Source organism: Sphaerimonospora cavernae (genome assembly GCF_042435035.1).
Taxonomy (GTDB): Bacteria; Actinomycetota; Actinomycetes; order Streptosporangiales; family Streptosporangiaceae; genus Sphaerimonospora; species Sphaerimonospora cavernae.
This window is the reverse complement of record NZ_JBHMQT010000003.1, coordinates 371128-392997: the sequence shown is the minus strand read 5'-3', so window position 1 is coordinate 392997 and position 21870 is coordinate 371128. Positions and strand designations below refer to the sequence as shown.

Annotated in this window: 23 protein-coding genes; 5 read left to right on the top strand and 18 right to left on the bottom strand. The window is 70.0% G+C overall.

The window, feature by feature from the left end; translation table 11 throughout:
• Window positions 1-10 precede the first annotated feature (10 nt).
• Both ACFHYQ_RS02330 and ACFHYQ_RS02325 read right to left on the bottom strand, forming a co-directional pair.
• Window positions 11-823 (bottom strand): SAM-dependent methyltransferase, encoded by an 813-nt coding sequence (locus ACFHYQ_RS02330; RefSeq protein ID WP_394299360.1) that lies wholly within the window; start codon window positions 821-823, stop codon window positions 11-13.
• Between the two features lie 180 nt (window positions 824-1003).
• Window positions 1004-1477: a nucleoside deaminase gene (locus ACFHYQ_RS02325; RefSeq protein ID WP_394299642.1), complete on the bottom strand. Its 474-nt coding sequence runs from the start codon at window positions 1475-1477 to the stop codon at window positions 1004-1006.
• Between the two features lie 182 nt (window positions 1478-1659).
• Between ACFHYQ_RS02325 and ACFHYQ_RS02320 the strand changes: the two genes are divergently transcribed.
• The 3 genes from ACFHYQ_RS02320 to ACFHYQ_RS02310 are packed head-to-tail and all read left to right on the top strand — an operon-like array spanning window position 1660 to window position 2928.
• Window positions 1660-1884, top strand: coding sequence for a type II toxin-antitoxin system VapB family antitoxin (locus ACFHYQ_RS02320; protein WP_394299359.1), 225 nt, complete (start codon window positions 1660-1662; stop codon window positions 1882-1884).
• Between the two features lie 58 nt (window positions 1885-1942).
• Window positions 1943-2362, top strand: coding sequence for a hypothetical protein (locus tag ACFHYQ_RS02315; protein ID WP_394299358.1), 420 nt, complete (start codon window positions 1943-1945; stop codon window positions 2360-2362).
• Window positions 2359-2928 carry a DUF6036 family nucleotidyltransferase gene (locus ACFHYQ_RS02310; RefSeq protein WP_394299357.1) on the top strand — a complete coding sequence of 190 codons (570 nt, stop codon included), beginning with the start codon at window positions 2359-2361 and terminating at the stop codon, window positions 2926-2928. Before ACFHYQ_RS02315 ends, ACFHYQ_RS02310 begins: the two co-directional genes overlap by 4 nt.
• A gap of 126 nt (window positions 2929-3054) precedes the next feature.
• On the opposite strand, the gene glnA is transcribed toward ACFHYQ_RS02310, so the two are convergent.
• Window positions 3055-4479 carry a type I glutamate--ammonia ligase gene (gene glnA / locus ACFHYQ_RS02305; protein ID WP_394299356.1) on the bottom strand — a complete coding sequence of 475 codons (1425 nt, stop codon included), beginning with the start codon at window positions 4477-4479 and terminating at the stop codon, window positions 3055-3057.
• Between the two features lie 147 nt (window positions 4480-4626).
• Between glnA and ACFHYQ_RS02300 the strand changes: the two genes are divergently transcribed.
• Complete coding sequence (locus tag ACFHYQ_RS02300) at window positions 4627-5088, top strand: RDD family protein (protein ID WP_394299355.1); 462 nt, start codon at window positions 4627-4629, stop codon at window positions 5086-5088.
• On the opposite strand, the gene ACFHYQ_RS02295 is transcribed toward ACFHYQ_RS02300, so the two are convergent.
• From ACFHYQ_RS02295 to ACFHYQ_RS02250, 10 genes are all read right to left on the bottom strand, one after another.
• Entirely contained in the window at window positions 5078-5866 is a 789-nt protein-coding gene (locus tag ACFHYQ_RS02295; RefSeq protein ID WP_394299641.1) for a class I SAM-dependent methyltransferase, read from the bottom strand. The genes ACFHYQ_RS02300 and ACFHYQ_RS02295 overlap by 11 nt on opposite strands.
• Window positions 5867-5890: 24 nt before the next feature.
• Window positions 5891-6562 carry a DUF4191 domain-containing protein gene (locus tag ACFHYQ_RS02290; RefSeq protein ID WP_394299354.1) on the bottom strand — a complete coding sequence of 224 codons (672 nt, stop codon included), beginning with the start codon at window positions 6560-6562 and terminating at the stop codon, window positions 5891-5893.
• Between the two features lie 54 nt (window positions 6563-6616).
• A complete protein-coding gene (gene lipA, locus ACFHYQ_RS02285) occupies window positions 6617-7558 on the bottom strand; it encodes a lipoyl synthase (protein ID WP_394299353.1) in 942 nt (313 codons plus the stop codon).
• A gap of 102 nt (window positions 7559-7660) precedes the next feature.
• On the bottom strand, window positions 7661-8323 hold the full coding sequence (gene lipB, locus ACFHYQ_RS02280) for a lipoyl(octanoyl) transferase LipB (protein ID WP_394299352.1): 663 nt from the start codon (window positions 8321-8323) through the stop codon (window positions 7661-7663).
• Window positions 8320-9087 carry a Type 1 glutamine amidotransferase-like domain-containing protein gene (locus ACFHYQ_RS02275; protein WP_394299351.1) on the bottom strand — a complete coding sequence of 256 codons (768 nt, stop codon included), beginning with the start codon at window positions 9085-9087 and terminating at the stop codon, window positions 8320-8322. Before ACFHYQ_RS02275 ends, lipB begins: the two co-directional genes overlap by 4 nt.
• 168 nt (window positions 9088-9255) lie before the next feature.
• Window positions 9256-10716, bottom strand: coding sequence for a 2-oxoglutarate dehydrogenase, E2 component, dihydrolipoamide succinyltransferase (gene sucB, locus ACFHYQ_RS02270; RefSeq protein WP_394299350.1), 1461 nt, complete (start codon window positions 10714-10716; stop codon window positions 9256-9258).
• A 23-nt stretch (window positions 10717-10739) separates the two neighbouring features.
• Entirely contained in the window at window positions 10740-12119 is a 1380-nt protein-coding gene (gene lpdA / locus ACFHYQ_RS02265; protein ID WP_394299349.1) for a dihydrolipoyl dehydrogenase, read from the bottom strand.
• Between the two features lie 126 nt (window positions 12120-12245).
• Window positions 12246-13787, bottom strand: a complete 1542-nt coding sequence (locus ACFHYQ_RS02260; protein ID WP_394299348.1) for a leucyl aminopeptidase — start codon at window positions 13785-13787, stop codon at window positions 12246-12248.
• A gap of 44 nt (window positions 13788-13831) precedes the next feature.
• A complete protein-coding gene (locus tag ACFHYQ_RS02255) occupies window positions 13832-14752 on the bottom strand; it encodes an adenosylcobinamide-GDP ribazoletransferase (protein ID WP_394299347.1) in 921 nt (306 codons plus the stop codon).
• Between the two features lie 58 nt (window positions 14753-14810).
• Entirely contained in the window at window positions 14811-15962 is a 1152-nt protein-coding gene (locus ACFHYQ_RS02250; RefSeq protein WP_394299346.1) for a bifunctional adenosylcobinamide kinase/adenosylcobinamide-phosphate guanylyltransferase, read from the bottom strand.
• 18 nt (window positions 15963-15980) lie between these two features.
• Between ACFHYQ_RS02250 and ACFHYQ_RS02245 the strand changes: the two genes are divergently transcribed.
• Window positions 15981-16223 carry a hypothetical protein gene (locus ACFHYQ_RS02245; RefSeq protein ID WP_394299345.1) on the top strand — a complete coding sequence of 81 codons (243 nt, stop codon included), beginning with the start codon at window positions 15981-15983 and terminating at the stop codon, window positions 16221-16223.
• 15 nt (window positions 16224-16238) lie between these two features.
• On the opposite strand, the gene ACFHYQ_RS02240 is transcribed toward ACFHYQ_RS02245, so the two are convergent.
• From ACFHYQ_RS02240 to ACFHYQ_RS02220, 5 genes are all read right to left on the bottom strand, one after another.
• On the bottom strand, window positions 16239-17237 hold the full coding sequence (locus ACFHYQ_RS02240) for an aldo/keto reductase family protein (protein ID WP_394299344.1): 999 nt from the start codon (window positions 17235-17237) through the stop codon (window positions 16239-16241).
• Window positions 17238-17335: 98 nt separating this feature from the next.
• Window positions 17336-18028: an ABC transporter ATP-binding protein gene (locus tag ACFHYQ_RS02235; RefSeq protein ID WP_394299343.1), complete on the bottom strand. Its 693-nt coding sequence runs from the start codon at window positions 18026-18028 to the stop codon at window positions 17336-17338.
• Complete coding sequence (locus ACFHYQ_RS02230; RefSeq protein WP_394299342.1) at window positions 18025-19794, bottom strand: branched-chain amino acid ABC transporter ATP-binding protein/permease; 1770 nt, start codon at window positions 19792-19794, stop codon at window positions 18025-18027. The genes ACFHYQ_RS02235 and ACFHYQ_RS02230 overlap by 4 nt, the downstream gene beginning before the upstream one ends.
• The gene (locus tag ACFHYQ_RS02225; protein WP_394299341.1) at window positions 19781-20638 is read right to left on the bottom strand and encodes an ABC transporter permease subunit; all 858 of its coding nucleotides are present in this window, start codon (window positions 20636-20638) and stop codon (window positions 19781-19783) included. The genes ACFHYQ_RS02230 and ACFHYQ_RS02225 overlap by 14 nt, the downstream gene beginning before the upstream one ends.
• Window positions 20638-21840 (bottom strand): ABC transporter substrate-binding protein, encoded by a 1203-nt coding sequence (locus ACFHYQ_RS02220; RefSeq protein ID WP_394299340.1) that lies wholly within the window; start codon window positions 21838-21840, stop codon window positions 20638-20640. The genes ACFHYQ_RS02225 and ACFHYQ_RS02220 overlap by 1 nt, the downstream gene beginning before the upstream one ends.
• Window positions 21841-21870: the final 30 nt, after the last annotated feature.

Here is a 21870-nt window from a genome sequence, read left to right as displayed (position 1 = left end):
CGCGGACCGGTCAGAGCTTTCTGCCCACGGCCCCGTACAAACCTGCCTGACGGGTCACCGGGGAGGGGCCCTCGTCCGGGTCGGGACGCCAGTCGAAGACCGCCACGAGACCGGGGTCCACGAGTTCGAAGCCGTCGAAGAACCGGGTGATCTCGGCGGCGGTACGCGGAGTGAACGGTGTGGGACCGGTGTTGTAGGCCTTCGCGGCGGCCTCCATGGTCTCGGGTGCGAGGTCGGCGGTGATGTGGGAGACAGCGAGGTGGCTGCCGGGCACGACGGCGTCGGTGTACCGCTTGACGACGCCGAACGGGTCGTCCTCGTCCCTGATGAACATCAGTGTGCCCACGATCACGATGGCGATGGGCTCGGTGAAGTCGAGGGTCGCCAGGGTGTCCGGATGCTTCAGGATGCTGTCGGGGTCGCGGAGGTCGGCCTCGATGTAGGCGGTCCTGCCCTCCGGGGTGCCGCGTAGCAGCGCACGGGCGTGGGCCATCACGATGGGATCGTTGTCGACGTAGACGACCCTCGCGGCAGGGTTCACCGCCTGGGCGACCTCGTGGGTGTTGCCCTGGGTGGGGATGCCGGTGCCGATGTCCAGGAACTGGGTGATGCCCTGTTCCGCGAGGAACCGTACGGCCCGGCCCAGGAACGCGCGGTTACCCTGGGCGGCCTGGACGACTCCGGGGAATGCCGCGACGGTGGCTTCGGCCACCTTGCGGTCGGCCTCGAAGTTGTCGTTGCCGCCCAGCCAGTAGTCGTAGATGCGGGCGGGATGTGGCACCGAGGTATCGAGCTTCGACGGAGCGGGCACGTGTTCGGCCATGCCGTACCCCAGGAGTGAGGTTCTGGTGTGATCTTACAGTACGTATTCGGTGGACCCATGGGTCATAGCCAGACCAGTCAAGCTCAAGCGGTAGACCACTCTCAAGATCCCACGATATCCCCGATATGAGTACATCTTACGCATTCACGACAAAGCGCCCATGCCGTTTCGGCCAAAGCGTTACCCATGGAAGCGTCGATGCAGGGCGTGTACCTGCTCGGCCAGTTCTGGAACGGGGCCCTCCACCACGATGCCGGGGGCGACCTCCTGAATCGGCAGTGCTCGTACGGGCGCAGCGGGGACGCCCAGCTCGGCGAGCCAGGACACGAGCTGTTCGGAAGAGGTCGCGTAAACTATGCGGCCCAGGCCGACCCAGGCGTGCGCGGCGGCGCACATCGGGCAGTGCTCGCCCGAGGTGAAGACCGTCGCTCCGGCTCGCTCCTCGGGGGTCATGTTCGCCGCGGCCCAGCGCGCCAGCGCGAACTCCGGATGCCGGGTCCGGTCGCCGCCGGCGACCCGGTTGCGGTCCTCGGCCAGCGAGGTCCCGTCCGCCGCGACCAACACGGAGCCGAACGGCTCGTCGCCGTCCTCCAGAGCCTCGGTCGCCAGTTCCACGCAGCGGCGCAGATGCCGCAGCTCAGCCTCGTTCACCACGAACGTCTCCCAGCGTTTGACCTGCGATTCGACGTAGGACGACACCTTACGGGCCTGGCCCGTGGTCCGCACGCCCTCCGGAGTCCGTCTTCTCGGGTTGCACGAGGTTACTCTCAAGGAGCCCCGGGCCGCGCAGGCGGGCCACTGAGAGCCTCAGGTACGGAGAGACGGGGAGATGCGTGATGGCTAAGATCGTGATCGATATCGACGACGAGACCCTGGCGGAGGCCGCGCGACTACTTGGCTCTTCTTCCAAGAAGGACACGGTCAACGCGGCCCTGCGGGAGATCGTCGACCGGGGGAGGCGGGCGGCGGCCGTGGCGCGGATGCGGGAGATGGTGGCCACCGGAGATCTTGACCTCTCGATCCTGGAAAAGGATGGCGGTACGTGGCGGCCTCTGGTTTGATCGCACCGTGCTGATCTCTGTCCGTTGTGCGGCCTTGATGTCGAGGTACCGTACAGAGATGAACAGGCTTAGCGCTTTCAGAACGGTGGGGGATGCTGCTGCGGCGGCTGCTCAGATGGTCGCTGAAGGTGAGCCGCTCAGCCGTGTCTGGCGCTTTTCCATCATCCAGATGCTCGACGACTACAGGAGCGTCCTCCGTCATGATGGGGTGGTGGCTGCTAGCCAGATGTGGGACGATGCGCCATCCCCGGTGGGAGATGCCCGGGTCGATGCTGCCCTTGCTGCCTTGGCGGAACACCTCGCGCGCAACGACAGGTGGCCGGTACCGTCATGGGCTCGTGATCCGCAGAGGGAAGCACTGCCGTGGTGGTTCGTCACGGAACTCCGCGGTTTGCACCCGCGTGCCTTGGTGGAGTCACCTTCCTCCTTTCGAAAGCGCGGTGTGTTCATCACCCGAAGTGCACTGGAGCGCATATGAGTGTCGGGCTTGGCCGGGATGAGATCCTAGAGCTTCTAAATGAGCTGAGCGCAGAGCTGGACACACGTGGAGCCAAGGCTGATCTGTTTCTCGTCGGAGGCGCAGCTATTGCTGTGGCCTACGACAACGCGAGGTCTACTAGGGATCTCGACGCGGTATTCCTGCCGACAGAGGTGGTCCGCCAGGCGACGCTGGCTGTGGCCGAACGCCGTGGCCTGGCCAAGGACTGGCTCAACGATGCTGTGAAAGGCTTCCTACCTGGCCCAGATCCAGATGCTCGGCGATATTACTCCAGCGACTCGCTGGTTGTGGATGTCGCGTCGGCACGCTACCTGCTTGCGATGAAGCTTTTCTCTTCTCGGGTGGAAAACGATGCGGACGACATCATGTTCCTCTACCGGCAACTCGGCTTCTCTACAGTAGAAGAGGGCCTCGACCTCGTTGAGAGCGTTTATCACGGCCGTGCGGTCGAGCCGAAGGTTCAGTTTCTTCTCGGTGAGATCGTGGCGGCACTCCGCGACCAGGAGGAGGGCTTGGCGGCGCCGTCTCCGGATCAGCCTGAGTGATCAACTCCGATTCACGCTCCGGACGTACGTGCATCCGTTGCCGCCCGGTCACGGGAGCACATGAGAAAGGCCATCGGCCGTACCCTCTGCGAGGGCCGGGCCGACGGCCTTTCAAGCGATCTGGGCTCAACAGTCGTAGTACAACTCGAACTCGTGGGGGTGCGGGCGGAGGCGGAGCGGTGTGATCTCGTGGTCCCGCTTGTAGGAGACCCATGTCTGGATGAGGTCGGGGGTGAACACCCCGCCTTCGAGCAGGTACTCGTGGTCGGCCTCGAGGTTGTCGAGCGCCTCCTCGAGTGAGGCGGGCACCTTGGCGACGCCGAGTGCCTCCTCGGGCGGCAGCTCGTACAGGTCCTTGTCGAGCGGCTCCGGCGGCTCGATCTTGTTGCGGACGCCGTCCAGACCGGCCATGAGCATGGCCGCGAACGCGAAGTACGGGTTGCACGACGGGTCGGGCACGCGGAACTCGATGCGCTTGGCCTTCGGGTTCGACCCGGTGATCGGGATGCGCACACAGGCCGAGCGGTTGCGCTGCGAGTAGAGCAGGTTGATCGGGGCCTCGTAACCGGGCACCAGGCGGTGGTAGGAGTTCACCGTCGGGTTGGTGAGGGCGAGCAGCGACGGGGCGTGCTTGAGCAGGCCGCCGATGTAGTACCGCGCCGTGTCCGACAGCCCGGCATAGCCGACCTCGTCGTAGAACAGCGGCTCGCCGTCCTTCCAGAGCGACTGGTGGCAGTGCATGCCCGAGCCGGCCTCACCGAAGAGCGGCTTCGGCATGAACGTGACGGTGTGGCCGTGCCGCATCGCCGTGTTCTTGACGATGTACTTGTACAGCATCAGGTTGTCGGCCGTCTTGAGCAGCGTGCCGAACCGGAAGTCGATCTCGGCCTGGCCGGCCGTGCCCACCTCGTGGTGCTGGATCTCGGTCTCGATGCCGGCCTCGATGAGGTTGCGGACCATCTCCGAGCGCAGGTCGGTGAAGTGGTCCATCGGCGGGACCGGGAAGTAACCGCCCCTGTAACGCGGCTTGTAACCCAGGTTGCCGCCCTCGGAGGCCTTGCCGGTGTTCCAGGCGCCCTCGACGGAGTCGATGAAGTAGTAACCCGCGTTCGCCCGGGTCTCGAAGCGCACGTCGTCGAAGATGTAGAACTCGGCCTCGGAGCCGAAGTAGGCGGTGTCCGCGATGCCGGTGCCCCGGAGATACTCCTCGGCCTTCCTGGCCACGTTACGGGGGTCGCGGCTGTAGGCCTCCCGGGTCAGCGGGTCGTGCACGAAGAAGTTGATGTTCAGCGTCCTGTGCTTGCGGAACGGGTCGAGCACGGCGGTGGACGGGTCCGGCAGCAGCAGCATGTCGGACTCGTGGATGGCCTGGAAACCGCGGATGGACGACCCGTCGAACATCAGGCCGTCGGTGAAGACGTTCGCGCCGAAGTTCTCGACGGGGAAGGTGAAGTGGTGCGTCGTGCCCGGCAGGTCGGTGAACCTGACGTCTACGAACTGCACCCCCTCGTCCCGGATGAACTTGAGGACGTCATCGGCGGAGTTGAACACTCTCGAACCTCCAAGGGTCATCGGCCGGCAGACCCGAAAATATGCGCGAGCCGTTTCCGTGCCATGTCTCGTTTGTTTCGCCGGTGTTAAGGTCACCGGCCATCCCCGCGCGCCACCCGGCGTGAAACGTGAATAGGCTGAGGAGCCATGAACGAGCGCCAACCGCGATGGACGCAGACCTGGCTGGGCGGGGTCCGGGCCGCCGGCGTCGACCTGGGACACCCCGGTGTACGGCTCGGCCTGCCGGAATCGGGTAGCGGCGCGGTCGCCGGATGGGGACGCAGGATCGGGGCCGTCCTGGTCGACTGGCTGATCTGCTCCTGGGCCATCGCCGGGGGCCTGCTGCGCCAGCAGGGACAGGACGTCGGCGTGGTCGGCCTCGGCGTATTCGCCTTGGAGTACGTGCTGCTGGTGAGCACGGTCGGGATGACGCTGGGCATGCGACTGCTGCGCATCCGGGTCGCCGCCCTCAACGGCGGTCGGCCGCCGCTACCCGCGGTGCTGCTGCGCACGTTCCTGCTGTGCCTCGCCGTACCCGCTCTGATCTGGGATCGCGACCGCCGGGGCCTGCACGACCGCGCCTCCGGCACCGTCGTGGTCAATCTCTGACGGTCTGGAAGATCGCCGTGCCGGGGAGGACGCGGCCGCGCAGCGGGCTCCAGCCGCCCCACACCCGGTCGTGCCCCCCGGGCCACTCCGGCTCGACCAGTCCGGTGAGGACCAGGCCGGACGAGGCGATCAGGCCCACCCAGTCGCCCATCGTCCGGTGGTGCTCCACGTAGGACGGCGTGCCGTCGGAGAACTCGACGTACGGAGCCCGGTCGAAGTACGGACGGTCGGCCGTCAGTCCGCGCGGCCCGGGATCGTCGGGGAACGCCCACCGGATCGGATGGCTGACCGAGAACACGAACCGCCCGCCGGGCCGCAGCACCCGCCGCACCTCGGTGAGCACCGCGCCCGCGTCGGCGACGAAGGGCAGCGCACCGAAGGCCGAGCACGCCAGGTCGAACGAGCCGTCCCGGTACGGCAGGGCCTCGGCGTCCGCCTGCACGACGGGCAGGGCCGTACCGACGGCGAGGTCGATCCGCCGCGAATGCTGCAACTGCCGGTACGACAGGTCGAAACCGGTGACGATCGCACCCTGCGTGGCGAGCCACCGGCCGCACTGTCCGGCCCCGCAGCCGACCTCGAGGACACGTCGCCCCGTGACGTCGCCGAGCAGTCGGGCGTCGGCCTCGTCGAGCCCCTCCGGGCACCAGATGAAGCCGTGGTCACGCAGGAAACCGCCGTGCTCGGCCTGGTAGTCGTCGGCCGCGCCGTCCCACCAGCCGCGGTTGGCCCGGGACGTCTCGGCGGGGGAGACGGGCCGCCTGCCGACGACGTCCATCCCGGTCATCCCTCAGTTCATCTCTCAGCGCGTCTTGGGGCCGCGCGGCATCCGGATGCCCTTCGGCAGCGGGCCCTTCGGCATCGGCACCGCGGGCGTCAGCGCGCGCATCCGGTTGTTGACCTCGAAGACGGCCGGCTTCTTGAGGTTGCGCGGCAGCTTCATCATGTGCCGTGACAGCTTGGCCAGCGGGATCTGCCCCTCGGCGTCGCCGCACTGGACGTCGTAGACGGGCACGTCGATGGCGACCCGCTGGACGCGCTTCTTCTCCGCCACGAGCATGCGCTGGACGCGGCTCGACGGGCCCTCCGAGACCAGGATGACGCCGGGGTAGCCGACGACACGGAACACCAGATCCTGGTCCCGGTTGACCGCGACGGGCTTCTCCTCCACATACCAGGTGCCGCGCAGCCCCTGCAGGATCGCGTACGTCGCACCGGGCTGTCCGTGCAGCAACGAATACTGCGCCTTCTGCGCCAGCCGGCTGAAGACGATCATGCCGACCAGCAGGGCGGAGAAGGCGCCGAAGACGTACCAGGTCCACCCGAAGAGCACTCCGAGCACGACGAACACCAGGAGCGTGCCCAACGCCGAGGCGTAGACGATCGGCATGCCCTTGGGGTTCGACCGTTTGATGATCTGGGCGACCATCCGGATCTGCTTGAGCCGGCCCGGAGTCGCTGCGTCTTTCGCCATGGTGTGAAGGATACAAATTCCGTGGTGGATTAATGAAAACGAGACCCGCCGACGTCAGCCGGCGCCCCCGGTGGTGGTCCGCGCGGCGATGGCCTGCTGGTAGAGACGGCCGGCGCGGTAGGACGAGCGGACCAGCGGCCCAGACATGACGCCGGCGAACCCGATGTCCTCGGCCTCATGCTGAAGCTCGACGAACTCCTCCGGTTTCACCCAGCGGTCCACGGGGTGGTGACGCGGGCTCGGCCGCAGGTACTGGGTGATCGTGACGAGGTCGCAGCCCGCCTCGTGCAGGTCGCGCAGCGCCTGGCTGATCTCCTCGCGCTCCTCGCCCATGCCGAGGATGAGGTTCGACTTGGTGACCAGCCCCGCCTCGCGGCCCATGGTGATCACTGCCAGTGATCGGTCGTACCGGAACGCCGGGCGGATCCGCTTGAAGATCCGCGGCACCGTCTCGATGTTGTGCGCGAACACCTCGGGCCGGGCGGAGAACACCTCCTCGAGCTGCTCCCGGTGGCCGTTGAAGTCGGGCACGAGCAGTTCGACGCCGCAGCCGGGGACCATGTCGTGGATCCGCCGGGCGGTCTCCGCGTACAGCCAGGCGCCCCCGTCCGGCAGGTCGTCACGGGCGACGCCGGTCACCGTGGCGTACCGCAGGCCCATTTGACGCACCGACTCGGCGACGCGGCGTGGCTCGTCCCGGTCGTAGTCGGCGGGCCTGCCGGTGTCGATCTGGCAGAAGTCGCACCGCCGGGTGCACTGGTCGCCGCCGATGAGGAAGGTCGCCTCGCGATCCTCCCAGCATTCGGAGATGTTGGGGCAGCCTGCCTCCTGGCAGACCGTGTGCAGGCCGGCGTCACGGACCAGCGACCTGATCTCGTTGTAGTTGGGACCGTTCCGGAGCCGCGTCTTGATCCACGGCGGCTTCTTCTCGATCGGGGTCTGGCTGTTGCGGACCTCCAAGCGGAGGAGCTTCCGGCCTTCTGGTGCAACCGTCATGCGACAACCCTTGCCTTGTAGGCTCGCGCGCTTCGCTCGCTCACGGACCCCAGCCTATTACCCGCCCGCACCACGTGATACGGGACGTCTCCCTCTCCTCCGCTACGAAAGATCCTCTTCGTACAGGTCGTACGGCTCGACGCCGAGGGCCTCGGCGAGGCGCTTCTCGGCGAAGGGGATGACCTCGTCGACCGTGATGCGGCGGCCGGTCTCCGCCGACAGCGACGTCACCCCGGCGTCGGCGTCGGCGCCCAGCATGATCCGGTTGTACCAGCTCAGGTCGTTCACACAGTTGAGCGCGAAGCCGTGCATGGTCACCCCGCGGGCGATCCGGACGCCGATCATGCCCAGCCTGCGGTCGGGCAGCCCGTGCCCGGGATCGCCCGGCGCCCAGATGCCGCCGCGGCCCTTGACCCGCCGGGCGGCCAGCCCGAAGTCGGCGCAGACCTGGATCAGGACCTCCTCCAGCAGCCGGACATAGGCGACGATGTCGTCGACGCGGATGATGGGGTAGCCGACGAGCTGCCCCGGCCCGTGCCAGGTGACCTTGCCACCCCGGTCGACGTCGATGACCGGGGTGCCGTCGGCCGGCCGCTCGTGCGGCAGCGTCCGCTTGCCCGCCGTGTAGACGGGCGCGTGCTCCAGCATGAGGCACAGATCCGAGATGTCGCCCGCCACCCGGCGCCCGTGCAGCACCCGCTGCAGGTTCCAGGCCTGCTCGTACGGAACGTCGACGCCCATGCGGACGATGGCCAAGCCTTTCACGGCTCAAGGTTAGTGGACGTCAGCAGGCGGGGTTCGATGCGGAACTCCTTCACACCCGCACACTCCTTCACACCCGCACCGTCGCGCTCCAGGCGATAGGCGGCACCCTTGGGGGAGACGCTGACCGCCTGGATGAACTCCGTGCCGACATAGTGGAGCGCCACGCCCTCGTCGGCCGCGTACGCCTCCGGAAGCTCGCCGGAGGCCACCGACTCGTGCAGCAGCGCCCTGCGCTGCGGATCGGAGTCGTAGTGGACGCCGCACGAGTACGGCAGCAGCGCCAGGCCTTCGGCCCAGGGACGCAGCCTGGGCCCGAAGGAGTCGGTGTTGCCACCGACGTGCCAGCACAGCGCCCCCGCGCTCTGCCCGGACAGGACGACACCTGACCGCCAGGCCTCGGCGAACGCCTCGTCCAGCCCGTGCAGCCGCCACAGCGCGGCGAGGTTGGCCACGCTGCCGCCGCTGACATAGATCGCGTCCTGCTCCAGAATCCACTCGCGCGGGTCGGCCACGTTGGGCATCGGGAAGACCGTCAGGTGGCTGACCTCGACGTCCCAGCGGCTGAAGGCTCCGTACATCTTCAGCAGCCAGTCGGAGTCGTCGCCGGTGGCGGTCGCGAGCAGCCCGAGCCTGGGCCGGTCCTGGCCGGTCAGATCGAGCACGTAGCGCAGGAGCGCGGTCGGCTCGATGAAGCCGTACCGCTCCGATGGCCGGAACGACCCGCCCCCGATGGCGACGATGTGCGACTGCCCGATTCGGCTCATGCCCACTCCTGTGTCAGTCAGCTCGACGGTCTCCCCAGGGTACGGCGGGGTGCCGGAGGCGGATGGCCGAACCCGCGGAAACGGGCGCGGCCGCGCTGTTCTCGAACGGGCGTGGCCGTCCCGTGCGCACACGGGACGGCCACGTCGAAACGAGGGGAGGGCCTCAGCTCAGGCGAGGCCGAGCTGGTTCTCGAAGTGGCCATCCTCCAGGCGGCGCTTGATCGTGGTGAGGAAGCGGGCGGCGTCCGCACCGTCGACCAGACGGTGGTCGTACGTCAGCGCCAGGTACACCGTCGACCGGACCGCGATGACCTCGCCCTCGGGCGTGTCCACGACGACCGGGCGCTTGACGACCGCACCGGTGCCCAGCATGCCGACCTGCGGCTTGTTGAGGATCGGGGTGTCGAACAGCGCGCCGCGGCTGCCGGTGTTGGTCAGCGTGAACGTGCCGCCGGCGATGTCGTCCGGCGTGATCTTGTTGGTCCGGGTGCGCTCGGCCAGGTCGGCGATCTTGCGGGCGAGACCCGCGATGTTCAGGTCGCCCGCGCTCTTGATCACTGGGACGATCAGGCCGCGCTCGGTGTCGACCGCGATGCCGAGGTTCTCGACGTCGTGGTAGGTCACCTCGTTGGTCTCATCGTCGATGACCGCGTTCAGCTTCGGGTGGACCTTCAGCGCCTCGACCGCCGCGAGCGCGAAGAACGGCAGGAACGACAGCTTCACGCCCTCGCGCGCCTCGAAGGCGCTCTTGGCCCGGGCCCGCAGCGCGGCGATCCGGGTCACGTCGACTTCGACGACGGTGGTGAGCTGCGCCGAGGTGTGCAGCGACTCCATCATGCGGTCGGCGATCACCTTGCGCAGCCGCGACATCTTCTCGGTGGTGCCGCGCAGCGTGGTGTCCACCTGAACCGCCGCGGGTGCGGCCGGCTGGGCCGGAGCCGGGGCCTGCGCCGGGACAGGCGCGGGGGCCGCGGCGGGGGCCTGCGGCTGCGGCGCGGCAGCGGCCGCCGCCGCGCGCTCGCGCTGGACGCGGGCCGCCTCGATCACGTCCTGCTTGCGGATCCGGCCGCCCACACCGGTGCCGGTCAACGAGTCGAGGTCGACGCCGTGCTCGGCGGCCAGCTTGCGCACCAGCGGTGTGACGTACGGCGCCTCGCCGGGGGGCGGAAGCGGCGTCGGCTGGGTCACCGGGGCGGCCTGAGCGGGCTGGGCGGGCGGCGCCGGCGGGGCGGGCGGTGCTGCCGGGGCCGGCTGCGGGATGGAGGAGATGGGCGGAGCCGGGGCCGGAGCGGGCTCAGGCGCGGGCGCCGGGGCCGGCTCGGGGGCGGGCTCGGGCTCGGGGGCGGGTGCCTGCTGGGGAGTTGGGGCCTGCTGCGGAGCGGCACCGGCGCCGTCGGCGTCGATCACGGCCAGTTCGGCGCCCACCTCGACCGTCTCGTCCTCGGCGACGAGGATCTTGGTCAGGTAGCCCGACGACGGCGACGGGATCTCGGTGTCGACCTTGTCGGTCGACACCTCCAGCAGCGGCTCGTCCGTCTCGACGTGGTCGCCTTCGTTCTTCAGCCAGCGGGTGACGGTGCCCTCGGTTACGCTCTCACCGAGCTGGGGCATGGTTACGGAGACCGGCATTTTTCGTCTTCTCTCGCGTTCGTTCAGTTGTGGACGTGGAGTGGCTTGCCGGCCAGGGCCAGCATCGCCTCGCCGAGAGCCTCGGACTGGGTCGGGTGCGGGTGGATCAACTGGGCGACGTCGTTCGCCGTGGCCTCCCAGTTGAAGATCAGCTGAGCTTCCGCGATGAGCTCGCCGACCCGGCCGCCCACCATGTGCACCCCCAGGACCCGGCCGTCGCGCTCGGCGACGACCTTGACCTCGCCCTGAGTCTGCAGGATCTTGCTCCTGCCGTTCCCGGCCAGGTTGTAGGTGAGCTCGACGACGTCATGGCCGCGCTCACGGGCGACGGCCGTGCTGATGCCCACCGACGCGACCTCGGGCTCGGAGTAGGTGATGCGCGGCACGCCGTCGTAGTCGATCGGCACGGGGTTCAGGCCGGCGATGTGCTCGGCGACTCCGATGCCCTCGGCGAAGCCGACGTGGGCGAGCTGCAGGGTGGGGATGAGGTCGCCCACCGCGTACACTCCGGGCACGCTGGTCCGGCAGAACTCGTCCACCTGCACGTGGCCGCGCTCCATACGGACGCCGGCCTCCTCGTAGCCCAGGCCGGCCGAGACCGGCCCGCGGCCCACGGCGACCAGCATGAGCTCCGCGTCGAGCGTCTTGCCGTTCTCCAGCGTGACGACCACGCCGGTTTCGGTGGTCTTGACGCTCTCGAACCTGACGCCCAGTTCGTACTTGATGCCGCGACGCCGGAAGGCCCGCTCGAGCAGCTTGGAGTTCGACTCGTCCTCGAGCGGCAGCAGGTGGGGGAGTGCCTCGACGATCGTCACCTCGGCGCCGAACGACCGCCACACGCTGGCGAACTCCACGCCGATCACGCCGCCGCCCAGGACGACGACCGAGGAGGGCACGCGGTCCAGGACCAGCGCGTGATCGCTGTTGATGATCTTGTCGCCGTCGATGTCCAGGCCGGGCAGCGACTTGGGGGCCGAACCGGTCGCCAGCACGACGTGGCGGCCCTCGTAGACCTGGCCGCCCACCTCCACGCGGCCGGGGCCGGCCAGCCGGCCCTCACCCTCGACGACGGTGATCTTCTTGCTCTTGATGAGACCGGCGAGGCCCTTCCAGAGCCCGCTGATCACCTTGTCCTTGTAGGCGTGGACGGCCGGCACGTCGATGCCCTCGAAGCTGGTCCGCACGCCGAAGGAAGCGCCCTCGCGGGCCTGGTCGGCCAACTCGGCGGCGTGCAGCAGTGCCTTCGTGGGGATGCAGCCGCGGTGCAGGCAGGTGCCTCCGACCTTGTCCTTCTCGATGAGGACGACGTTCATGCCGAGCTCGGCCGCCCGCAGGGCACATGCGTAACCACCGCTACCGCCACCTAGGACGACGATGTCGAAGGGGCCGCTGCCATCAGCCACTGGAATGCTCCTCGCTGGGTTTCCTGCCACCGGATGGGTCCGACAGCATCTTTTCATTTGTCCATGAAGATCGTGGTTCGGTCGCGGCGGCCGCCCGCGCGGACGGCCGCCGCGTCGCGGCACCCGTCAACGCCTGCCCGCGTAGCGCTCGGCGATGCCGACGAGCGTGCGGGTGACCGCGCCGGTGCCGCCCTTCGGCGTGTAGCCGTGCGGCTCGCCGTTGTTGAACGCCGGACCGGCCATGTCGATGTGCGCCCAGCGGACGCCCTCGGGCACGAACTCGCGCAGGAAGATGCCCGCGGTGAGCATGCTGCCCCAGCGCTCGGGCTGCAGGTTGGCGATGTCGGCGACCGGGGAGTCGAGGCCCTTGCGCAACTCCTCGGGGAGCGGCATGCCCCAGGCGCCCTCACCCCGCGCCCCGGCGATCTCCACGACCTCCTCGCGGAGCGCGTCCTCGTTGGCCATCACACCGGCCGTGCGCCAGCCGAGCGCGACGATCTGCGCCCCGGTCAGCGTGGCGACGTCCACGATCAGCTCGGGGTTGTCCTCGGCGGCGCGGGCGATGCCGTCGATCAGCACCAGGCGGCCCTCCGCGTCGGTGTCGAGCACCTCCACGGTCTTGCCGCTGTAGGTGTGCAGCACGTCGGACGGACGCTGCGCCGAACCCGACGGCATGTTCTCGGCGAGGCACAGGTAGCCGACCACGTTGATCGGCAGGCCGAGCCCGGCGATCGCGAGGAGCGAGCCGAACACCGCTCCCGCGCCGCCCATGTCTGATTTCATCCAGACCATCGAGGCGGTGGGCTTGAGCGACAGGCCGCCGGAGTCGAACGTGATGCCCTTGCCGACGAACGCGATGGTCCGCGCGGCCTCCGGGTGCTCGTAGGCGAGGCGGACCAGCCGCGGCGGGTTCGCCGATCCCTGGCCGACTCCGACGATGCCGCCGTAGCCGCCCTCCTTGAGCGCGGTCTCGTCGAGTACCTCGACCGACAGGCCGGCCTGGCCGCCCATCTCCTGGGCGATCTCGGCGAACCGGGCGGGCGACAGATCCGATGGCGGCGTGTTGACGAGGTCACGGACCAGGTTGACCGAGGCCGCGATCTCCGTCGCGTGCCGGACGGCCTCCTCGGCCTCCGGGGCACTCGAAAGCACCACGAGCTCGCCCACGGGCGCCTTGCGCTCACCGTCGGTGCGATATCTGGTGAAGCCGTATGCCCCGAGCAGGCCGCCGATCGCGATGGCCTCGGCCTGTTCGGCGGTGGTGGCGGGCAGCGCGAAGGCGGCGGTGGCCGTGCCGGCGACGGAACGCGCGGCGGCGCCGGCGGCGCGGCGCAGGGTCTCCAGCCGGTAGTCCCCATCGGGGCGGTCACCGAGACCGACCACGACCACGACCGGCGCGGGCAGCGCGCCGAACGTCGGGATCTTGGCGATCTCCTCCGCCTTCCCGGTGAAGCCCACCGCGTTGAGGATTTCGGTCAGCCGGCCGTCGAGAGCCTGGTCCAAGCCCTCGGAGCCGGGAGCCGGTGTGGGGCCGTCCGGAGTCGCGTGGACGCCCACTATGAGTGCACCGGTCTCGATGGAGACCGTCTCAGATGCATTGACGCGCACAGTGGTCACGTGAGCCGATGCTATCCATGCTTTCTTCGCTGCGCACAAACGGGTGGTCATCGGATGACCCGATTGGTGCACGCGGATTGTCGGCGGGCCGGTCATCAGGGGAGAAGCATCGCGCAGCACAGCAGGGCGGCGGTCGTCGCGCACTCGCACAGCGCGCCGAGCACGTCGCCGGTGATGCCGCCCAGCCGCCGTACGGCACGGCGGCGCAGCAGCGTGGCGGCCACCAGCCCCGCCGCCATGGCCACAAGCGGCTTGAGCGGTTCGACGGGGGGAAGTCCCGGACGCGTCATGACCACGACGCCGACAGAGACGCCGACAGAGACGCCGACGGAGACGCCGACGGAGAAGAGGGTCGACAGCAGGGCCCGGCTCAGCGGCACGGCCCGCGCGACGAGCGCGCCGAGACCCTCCGGCCGGGCGGCGGGCACACCTTGCCCGCATGCCCAGGTGATGGCGAGCCTGCCGGTCGTGCACGCGGTGACCAGGCACGCTCCGGCCGAAAGAGGAGATGACTCCGTCAGCGCCGTGAGCGCCGCCACCTGCAGGAGCAAGGTGAACACCAGCGTGACGACACCGAACGGGCCGATGTCGGATCGCTTCATGATGGCCAGCGCCTGCCCCGCGGGTTTGCCGCTGCCCAGGCCATCCGCGAGATCGGCGAGGCCGTCGAGATGGAGGCCGCGGGTGAGCCAGGCGAGCGTCCCGACCGCGAGGACGGCGGACAGCAACGCGGTGCCGCCCGTCCAGCGGGCCACGACCAGGACCGTTGCGGCGGCGAGCCCGAGCAGCGCCCCCACCGCGGGGGCGAAGGTCATCGACCGGCGGGCGAGCCGCCGGTCCACGACGGCGACGGCCCGCACGGGGAGCACGCTCAGCATTCCGATCGCGAATCGCCACGCGGCGGTCAGCTGACCGGCTGACCACGTGCTCGACTGCGTGCTCGACTGCGTGCTCGACTGCGTGCTCGACTGCGTGCTCGCCTGGGTCCGCTTCTCGGAGTCGGGAGGATTCGCCACGAGCCAGGATCGTAGGCCCCCGGCCGATCGAAGCCGTGGGCCTCCCGGCATGGGCTGGTCAGATGGGGAGGTCGAGCAGGCGCCCGGCGATCACTATCGCGACGTCCTCGGACTCGCGGGCCAGTCGCTGGTTGAGGCGGCCCAACTCGTCGCGGAACAGCCCGCCGGCGACGGTGGCCGGGACAACGCCGAGCCCGACCTCGTCGCTCACCGCGACCACCCGCGCCCGGGTGCGCCGCCAGCCGGCCACCAACTCGTCGCATCGCCGCCTCACCTCGGCCCGGGCCCCGTCGGAAATCCCGTCGGAAACCCTGCCGGAGTCCGAGCCCGGCCACGCCCCGCACTCGTCGAACATCGCGGCCAGCCACGTGCCGATGCCGTCGATCAGCAGTGTCCGCCCGGGGCCGTCCGTTGTGGCGAGGACGGAGGCGAGGTCGGTGGTTTCACGGGTCCGCCAGTGCCGGGGACGGCGATCCCGGTGCAGCTTCACCCTGGCCAGCCACGAGGGGTCGTCGCCGGGGGAGGGACCCGTGGCGACGTAGGTGACGTCGGGGTCGGCGGCCACCCGCAGTTCGGCCTCCTCGGACTTGCCCGAGCGGGCGCCGCCGAGCAGCAGCGTCCGCCTCGCCATGCTCGACGCCGATGCCCCGGTGAGGGTGCTCACGTCCCTGTCCCGGGTGTGCAACACGGTCCCGTCCGGTACGGCTCTTGCTCTCCAATGGGCGAGCCTGCGGGCCAGTTCGCTCTCGGAGGGGACACGATGGTCGAGGTGTACGGCGATGATCTGCGTCTCGGGCGTGACCCGGCCGCGGCGGCGCAGATCGCCCAGGCGCTCCGGCTCGTCGAGCAGGTCGATGAGCAACAGGTCGAAGGGTTCCCGGGGACAGGGCTCATCGAGGCCGTCACCTCGCCGGGGGGCATCGGGGATGCCCGCATCGGACGGCGCGTAGAGCATCCGGCTCCGGTCGGGGCCGGTGATCTCGTAGCCGTCGGGGCCGTGGGCGAGGAGATAGCCGTCCGGTACCACTCCGCCCTGTGCTGTGCCGGTCTGGGGTGGGAGCCGTACGAGCCCGTCGATCACGATCGACGCGGGCGCGCGGTGGCCGGGGGCGAGGCGGCCGCAGGAGGCGCAGCCGCAGTCCGGCGCGGGCCAGCCCTCCGGGCCCCCGGTTCCCTCCAGGCGGACCTCCATCCGGCGCTCCTTTCGCATAGGGTCGATGAGACGTGCGTGCTCGACTGGTTCGGCGGGAAGGGGCGGATGGGCATGACATGGCGGTGGCGGTACGAGGACGCGAACGGCGCCGAGATGACGGACCGGGCGCTGCCGCGGGAGATCTTCACCAGCCAGTCGGACGCCGAGTCGTGGCTGGGAGAGTCGTGGCGTGACCTGCTCGAAAACGGGGTGGAGCAGGTCACGCTCCTGGAGGAGGACCGCGTCGAGTATGCGGGGATGTCGCTGCGCCCCGCCTGACGTGGTCCGAATCGGCTACGGCCGCGTGGCGGGGCTGACGGTCTTGGCCGGGTCCCGCTCGACCACGTCGCCGAGGACTTCGTCGATCCGGCGCATGGTCTCGTCGTCGAGCCGGACCCCCGAGGCCTTCACGTTGTCGCGCACCTGCTCTGGACGTGTGGCTCCGACGATGGCGGACGACACGTTGGGGTTGCGCAACACCCAGGCCACCGCGAGCTGAGCCATGGTGAGTCCGAGGTCGGCGGCGATCGGCTTGAGTTCCTGCACCCGGCGCAGCAACTCGTCGTCGAGCATCCGGCCGATGAAGCCGGAGCCGGTGGGGTCGGTGGCGCGCGAACCGGCGGGCGCCGGCTGGCCGGGCAGATACTTGCCGGTGAGCACGCCCTGTGCGATGGGCGACCAGACGATCTGGCTCAGGCCCTCCTTCTCGCACAGCGGCACGACCTCGGCCTCGATGACCCGCCACAGCATCGAGTACTGAGGCTGGCTGGACACGAGCCGGTCGAAGCCCATCTCGTCGGCGATCTTCAGCGCCCGTGCGATCTGGTCGGCCGTCCATTCGCTGACGCCCACGTACAGCACCTTGCCCTGCCGTACGAGATCGTCGAAGGCGCGGAGCGTCTCCTCCAGCGGCGTCTCGACGTCGAAGCGGTGCGCCTGGTAGAGGTCGACGTAGTCGGTCCGCAGGCGGCGCAGCGAGCCGTTGACGGACTCCATGATGTGCTTACGGGACAGTCCGCGGTCGTTCGGCCCGGTCCCGGTGGGCCAGTAGACCTTGGTGAAGATCTCCAGGGACTCGCGGCGTACGCCCTCCAACGCCCGCCCGAGCACCTCCTCGGCCCGCGTACCGGCATAGACGTCGGCGGTGTCGAACGTCGTCACGCCTTCGTCGAGGGCCGCGTGCACGCATGCGCGAGCCGCGTCCTCCTCGACCTGCGAACCATGGGTGATCCAGTTTCCGTAGCTGATCTCGCTGACCATGAGGCCGCTGCGGCCGAGATGGCGGAATTCCATGCCCCCGACATTAGTGCGCCCGCAGATGGCGGTGTGACCGCGGTCATCGCGCATGGCGGTGAAACCCGGGGCCGGTGCGGGGCCCGACCGTACGGAGATCAGCTCTTGGGCGGAGCGGTTCCCAGGTATGCCGAGGCGAGAGCCTCGTCGGAGGCACGAAGCGGCTCGGGCGGGCCGCCGTAGGTGAGGGAGCCGTGCGCCAGCACGTATGCCGTGTCGGCGACCGTGAGGGCGGCGTGTGCGAACTGCTCCACGAGCAGCACCGCGCAGCCGCCGGCGGCGAGCCCGCGCAGCACCGGAAGCAGCCGCCGCACGATGGCCGGCGCCAGGCCGAGCGACATCTCGTCCAGCAGCAGTACGGACGGACCGCCCACGACCGCCCGGCCGAGGACGAGCATCTGCTGCTCTCCGCCCGACAGCAGTCCGGCGCGGACGTCGAGGCGCTTTTCCAGTTCGGGGAAGAGCTCCAGCGCCCGGTCGAGGGGGCCGACCAGTCGGATGTTCTCCCGCACGGTGAGGGTGGCGAAGACGGCACGGCCCTGTTCGACGTGGGCCAGGCCCTGCCGGGCGCGGCGAGGGCGGGGCCAGGACGTGATGTCCCGCCCGGCCAGCCGGATCCGGCCGCCGGCCGCCGGGAGGATGCCGGAGACGGCCTCCAGCAGGGTGGTCTTGCCCGCGCCATTCGGGCCGAGCAGCACGGTGACCTGTCCGGCCGCGGCGGTGAGTGAGACGCCGCGCACGACCGGCTGCCCGCCGCGCGCCACAGTGAGGTCGTCCAGGGCGAGCGTCATGCGGCCATCTCCTCTCCAAGGTAGGCGCGAAGCACATGCGCCCGGGTGAAGACTTCGGCGGGAGGGCCGTCGGCGATGACCCGGCCGAAGTCGAGCACGGTCACCCTCGCGCACGCCCGGCGCACGAGGTCGAGGTCGTGCTCGATGAGCAGGACGGCCGAGCCGTAGCGGGCGGGTACGGATGCCAGCCACTCGCCCAGCCGGGCCGATTCGGCGTGACCGAGCCCCGCGGCGGGCTCGTCCAGCACGGCGACCGCTGGGCGGGCCAGCAGGGCGCCGGCGACCTCGATCAGTCGCCGGGTGCCGACGTCCAGCGCGGAGATCGGCCCGTCCGGCCCGACCTCGACCAGCCCGGCCAGCGTCTCGGCGATGTCCGCGTCGGTGACCGGGCGGCGGGCCGCGAACCTGAGGTACTCCCGCACGGTCAGCCCCGTGGGCACCCTGTCCTGCTGGAACGTGCGGCGCAGCCCGGCGCGTGCGCGGCGGTGCACGGGCAGGCCGTCCACCCGGCCGCCGCTCACCGTGATCGTGCCGGCCGATCCCGGCAGGAAGCCGCTGACCGCGTCGACCAGCGAGGACTTCCCCGCCCCGTTGGGCCCGACCAGTCCGACGACGGTTCCGGCGGGAACGGTCAGGTCGACCGCGTCCACCGCGGTGACCTGTCCGTAGCGCACGGTCAGTCCGGTGACCTCCAGTGCGCCGCCGGTCGCCTCCGGGACGGCGGGTGCCGCGGCGTCGGCCGGCGCCTCCGCCGGAGCCCCGGCGGCCACCGGAACAGGCGCCCCGGCCGTGGCGGGGTGAGTGCGGCGCCCGCGTGCCACTCTGTGCGGCACCCTGTGCAGCACCCTCCGGATCGCGTCGCTCATCCCCGCTCCCTGGGTCAGGGCCTGTACGGCGCCGACCGCGAAGATCACGTTCGACCACTGTTGGGGGACACCGAAGCGGCGCAGCATCTCGGCGACCGCCACGCCCAGTGCGCCGCCGATCAGCGCGCCCTCCGGATGGTGCGCCCCCATCATGATCGCGACGGCGTACATGACGAGCGACTGGCCGGGGTCGAAGTTCCTCGAGACGACCATGGCGAGCTGCCCGGCCAGCAACGCACCCGACAGCCCGGCGACGAAGGCGCTGACCGCGAAGGCGCCGAGCTTGGCCCCCGGCACGCTGGTGCCGGCCGCGGCCGTGGCGCGCTCGGACTCGCGCAGCGCCCGCCAGGAGGCGCCGAGCCGGGTCCCCCTGACCAGCCTGAGCGCGATGCCGACGATCGCGAAGACGGCGCAGCAGAACAGGAAGTACTGCCGGTCGGAGGTGAGACCGGCCGGACGCGTGACCGTGACGCCGCGGTCGGTCCCGGGGAAGGAGGTCGCGGCGAGCACCACGTCCACGGTGGCGGCGAAGCCCAGCGTGACGATGGCCAGGTGCACCCCGCGCAGCCGCAGTGCGGGCAGGCCGATCAGCAGGCCGAGCGGCACCGCGGCGAGCCCGGCCAGCGGCGCCCAGACATACAGCCCGCCGGGCACACCCCAGACGTGAAGCTGGGCGGTCGTCCACGCGCCGATGGCGGCGAACGCCATCTGGCAGAGCGAGACCATGCCCGCGTGCCCGGCCACCACACCGAGGCTCTGCAGCAGTACGCCGGAGATCACCGCGGACATGGCGAGGAAGACCCAGTACGCGGGCAGCCCGGCGGCCAGCCCGTAGCAGAGCCCGGCCAGGAAGACGCCGACGACCCCGGTCCTGACGAGAACGGTTCTAGCGCGCCGCATCCCATACCTCCCCGCGCTGGTTCCAGACGAGGATGAACAGGATGACGACGAAGGGCACCACGTCGCGGTACTGCTGGGCGGAGGCCGATCCCGCCAGAGCGCCTTCGAGAAGGCCGAGGCCGAGCCCGCCGAGCAGCGCCCCGCTCAGCAGCCGCAGTCCGCCGACCAGCGCGGCGGCGCAGGCGGGCACGATGAGCATGCTGAGGGACAGGATGTCGCTCGACCGCACCGGCGCGACGAGCAGCAGCACGATCGAGGCCAGTGCCCCGGACAGACCCCAGACGGTCACCGTGAGCGCGCGGGTGCCGATGCCGAGCAGTTCGGTGGTGATCGGCCGCTCGGCCCTCGCCCGCAGCCGGAGCCCCAGCGAGGTACGGGTGAGCAGGACGTGGATGCCGGCGCCGATCAGCACGGCGAGCGCGATCAGGATGACGGAGCCCAGGGTGATGGTCACGCCGGCGACCGTGGCGACCCGCCCGTCCGCCGGGTTCGGCAGGACGCGGGGCTCGTCGCCGAAGCAGATGTAGGCCAGCGCGATGAGTCCGATGAGCTGCGCGATGGACACGGCGGTGCGGATCTGCGGGCCGCCGGTCGCGAACCAGCGGGTCATGATGAGCCCGCAGCAGACCGAGGCCAGCGCGCCCGCGACGATCCCGGCGAGCGCCGCCGCGCCGTACGGCCATCCGGCCTGGACGAGCAGGGCCATGACGTAGACCCCGACCACGCCCGTCGCCGCGATCGCCAGGTTGACGGTCGCGGTCAGCCGGTACATCACCGTGAGCAGCAGGCCGAGGGCGGCGAAGGTACCGCCCCCGGCCAGCCCGGAGACGACGCCCTGGAGCATCAGCCGAGCGTCCCCGGATAGCGGACCCAGTCGGGCGTGACGACCCGCCACTGCCCGCCATCGAGCTGAACGATCTTCCCGGCCTTGTTCGACATGTGCCCGGCCGCGTCGCCGAACTCGTACGGGGTGCCGGTCAGCGGCGACTCGATCGGCTTCAGCTCCTTGAACGCCTTGGCGACCGACTCACGGGTGATCGGGCCTTGAATGGACTTGAGGGTGTCCACCAGGTGGGTGGCCGCGAGGTAGCCGCCCTGGCCGAACGACGTGAGCGGCACGTTCTTCTCGGTCATCAGCGACCGCCAGTCGGCCAGCGCGGAGGAGTCGGCCTGGGTGAACGGCTCAAACTCGGCATTGGCGTACATTCCGTCGCCGTCCGTGCCGAGCGCCTTGGCCACCGCGTCGGTGTAGGGCGCCGTGGTCATCAGCCAGTCGACGCCGGTGATGTCCTGCTGCTTGACGGCCTTCATCCACGCGATCGCCATCGGCTCGGTGCCGTTGTAGAGCACGGCCTGGCAGCCCTCCTTCTTGGCCCGCAGCACGAACGGCGTCGGGTCGGAGTCGGGCTTGACCGTGCGATCGTCCACGACGGGCTTCTTGCCGGTGAGCTTGGTCCAGCTCGCGATGGCCTGGCCGTACGCGTCGTTGGTGTTGCCGAGGATGGCGAGGAACGAGCAGACCTTGTCCCGCTTGAGCACCTCTGAGGCGTAGTAGAGGTTGATCGCGGTGTTGAGGTACGGCCCGGCGTTGACCGGCGAGATCGCGGCAGAGCTGAAGCAGGTCGGGTCGACTCCGGTGCCCTGGACCGAGACGATGCCCGACTGCGTGTAGAACGGCGCGTTCACCGCGCAGTCGACCAGGCTGGCCGAGCCGGCGAGGGCCACGACACCCTGGTTGGTGACCAGGTCCCTGGCCGCCTGGGCGGCGGCCGCCGGGTCGCCCTTGTCGTCGGTGACGATGTACTCGATTTCGCGTCCGTTGATGCCTCCCTGGGCGTTGACCCGGTCGAACACCGCCTTGGCCGCCGATGAGGAGTCGGGGAAGGTGACCGGCCCGCTCAGGGCGTTCACACTGCCGATCTTGATGGTGCCCGAGTCTCCGGAGGAACCGGAGGCGGAGGCCGCCGGGGAGTCTTCGGACAGGCCGCAGCCCGATGTCAACGCGATGGCGGCGAGCAGTGCGACGGCTGCCTTGGACGCGGTCATGTGTGGGCCTCCATGGGGGGGACATAACGC

Bases quoted from the DNA above. Each gene is read 5' to 3' on its own strand.
- ACFHYQ_RS02330 (WP_394299360.1), bottom strand. From the start codon at position 823: ATGGCCGAACACGTGCCCGCTCCGTCGAAGCTCGATACCTCGGTGCCA.
- ACFHYQ_RS02320 (WP_394299359.1), top strand. From the start codon at position 1,660: ATGGCTAAGATCGTGATCGATATCGACGACGAGACCCTGGCGGAGGCC.
- ACFHYQ_RS02315 (WP_394299358.1), top strand. From the start codon at position 1,943: ATGAACAGGCTTAGCGCTTTCAGAACGGTGGGGGATGCTGCTGCGGCG.
- ACFHYQ_RS02310 (WP_394299357.1), top strand. From the start codon at position 2,359: ATGAGTGTCGGGCTTGGCCGGGATGAGATCCTAGAGCTTCTAAATGAG.
- ACFHYQ_RS02300 (WP_394299355.1), top strand. From the start codon at position 4,627: ATGAACGAGCGCCAACCGCGATGGACGCAGACCTGGCTGGGCGGGGTC.
- ACFHYQ_RS02295 (WP_394299641.1), bottom strand. From the start codon at position 5,866: ATGGACGTCGTCGGCAGGCGGCCCGTCTCCCCCGCCGAGACGTCCCGG.
- ACFHYQ_RS02290 (WP_394299354.1), bottom strand. From the start codon at position 6,562: ATGGCGAAAGACGCAGCGACTCCGGGCCGGCTCAAGCAGATCCGGATG.
- lipA (WP_394299353.1), bottom strand. From the start codon at position 7,558: ATGACGGTTGCACCAGAAGGCCGGAAGCTCCTCCGCTTGGAGGTCCGC.
- ACFHYQ_RS02275 (WP_394299351.1), bottom strand. From the start codon at position 9,087: ATGAGCCGAATCGGGCAGTCGCACATCGTCGCCATCGGGGGCGGGTCG.
- sucB (WP_394299350.1), bottom strand. From the start codon at position 10,716: ATGCCGGTCTCCGTAACCATGCCCCAGCTCGGTGAGAGCGTAACCGAG.
- ACFHYQ_RS02260 (WP_394299348.1), bottom strand. From the start codon at position 13,787: ATGACCACCCGTTTGTGCGCAGCGAAGAAAGCATGGATAGCATCGGCT.
- ACFHYQ_RS02250 (WP_394299346.1), bottom strand. From the start codon at position 15,962: ATGCGAAAGGAGCGCCGGATGGAGGTCCGCCTGGAGGGAACCGGGGGC.
- ACFHYQ_RS02240 (WP_394299344.1), bottom strand. From the start codon at position 17,237: ATGGAATTCCGCCATCTCGGCCGCAGCGGCCTCATGGTCAGCGAGATC.
- ACFHYQ_RS02235 (WP_394299343.1), bottom strand. From the start codon at position 18,028: ATGACGCTCGCCCTGGACGACCTCACTGTGGCGCGCGGCGGGCAGCCG.
- ACFHYQ_RS02230 (WP_394299342.1), bottom strand. From the start codon at position 19,794: ATGCGGCGCGCTAGAACCGTTCTCGTCAGGACCGGGGTCGTCGGCGTC.
- ACFHYQ_RS02225 (WP_394299341.1), bottom strand. From the start codon at position 20,638: ATGCTCCAGGGCGTCGTCTCCGGGCTGGCCGGGGGCGGTACCTTCGCC.
- ACFHYQ_RS02220 (WP_394299340.1), bottom strand. From the start codon at position 21,840: ATGACCGCGTCCAAGGCAGCCGTCGCACTGCTCGCCGCCATCGCGTTG.